At 64.1% G+C, this 1,294-nt stretch carries 3 protein-coding genes; all 3 read right to left on the bottom strand.

The genetic code is table 11. The annotated features are described in order from the left end of the window. The coding region (locus GV027_RS21150) for an adenosylcobinamide-GDP ribazoletransferase (protein ID WP_159513547.1) at positions 1–474 on the bottom strand (474 nt) is incomplete at its 3' end. After that, a complete protein-coding gene (locus GV027_RS21145) occupies positions 471–1,049 on the bottom strand; it encodes a histidine phosphatase family protein (RefSeq protein ID WP_159513546.1) in 579 nt (192 codons plus the stop codon). The genes GV027_RS21145 and GV027_RS21150, both read right to left, overlap by 4 nt. Then, positions 1,046–1,294, bottom strand: a 249-nt coding sequence (locus GV027_RS21140) for a nicotinate-nucleotide--dimethylbenzimidazole phosphoribosyltransferase (RefSeq protein ID WP_201302737.1), incomplete at its 5' end; no start/stop codon positions are given. The genes GV027_RS21140 and GV027_RS21145, both read right to left, overlap by 4 nt.

The raw sequence follows: 1,294 nt of genomic DNA, 5'->3' as shown, positions 1-1,294 counted from the left end.
CTCCCGGAGCAGCGGCACCCACCGCGCCCAGCATAACGGCCCTATTCGCGCGAGCATCGGGACGACGATCACGACCGCCCATCCCTGAATGGAAACGGCATGCAATAAGACAAGTTTTGCAAGGAGTTGCAGCGCGATCATCACAACGCCGAAGCTGCCGATATGCGGATCCGCCATCACCGCGATCAGCCTGTCGCGATTGCCATGCGCAGCACCCAGCCCGTCTGCCAGATCTGCCAGTCCATCCAGGTGCAAAGCCCCTGTAATCGCTACCCAAATTACCAGCGCGGCGAGCGCACCGGTCCACGGATCGATCAGCGCGCCGACCCACCCCGCGCCCACGACGACCACCCCGATGCACGCCCCGACGACCGGATACCACCGGATCGCGGCGGCAAAGTCCTCAGCGTCCGCAGTGACTTGCGGCATCGGCACGCGCGTCAGGAAGCCGAAGGCGACGATCAGCCGCTTCACGAAACCGGATCCGTGTGCAGCGCCACGATCTGCGCTGTCCGGTCCGGCCAGATCCGTAGCGTAATCAACGCCGCATAGGGCAAATCGAATGCCCAGAGCTCGCGAAACCCGAACCCGCACAGTGATTTCAGTGCCGCACGGATCGCCCCGCCATGTGTCACGATCAATGAGGTTTCAGGTGTAAGATCTTCTATCGCGTCGATAATTCGCGCGACCAAATCGCTCCACCGTTCCCCACCCGGTGGCGGTGCATTATCCGGATCGTCCCAAAACCGCTGCAACGCCGCAGCGTCGATCTCCGCCGCAGCCAGCCCGTCCCAATCCCCGAAATCCAGCTCCCGCCACCGCGCATCGGTCGCTGGAGCCAGCCCCCGCCCCCGTCCGATCGCATCAGCAATCGCCTGCGATCGCATGAGATCAGAACAGACCAGCCCCTTGAAATCCAGTGACTTTACCCGCGCCACACAGGCTGCCATCCCCTCCGCCGTGACCGGACTATCAGTCCGCCCCAGCATCCGCCCGGTCAGTTCAGGCGCGCCATGCCGCAGCAGGTGGAGCAGGAACGCCCCACTCACGCCACCGACACCCCCGCCTCGGCAAACGTCGCCATCCCATCATGCGCCGCCAACGCCGACCGGATCACTCCCACCGCAATCGCCGCCCCGCTTCCCTCCCCCAGCCGCATCCCAAGTCTCAGTAAAGGCTCGAGTTTCAGCGCTTGAAGCAATCGATCATGCCCCGGCTCGGCCGAACAATGCCCGGCAATGCAGTGGTCAGTGATGCCGGGCATTGTTCGGCCGAGCCGGGGCATGATCGATTG

Origin of the sequence: Sphingomonas sp. T1, assembly GCF_902506585.1 — a bacterium.
Classification (GTDB): Bacteria; Pseudomonadota; Alphaproteobacteria; order Sphingomonadales; family Sphingomonadaceae; genus Sphingomonas; species Sphingomonas aerolata.
Note: the sequence above shows the minus strand (reverse complement) of the source record. Positions and strands in the feature narration are given on the sequence as shown.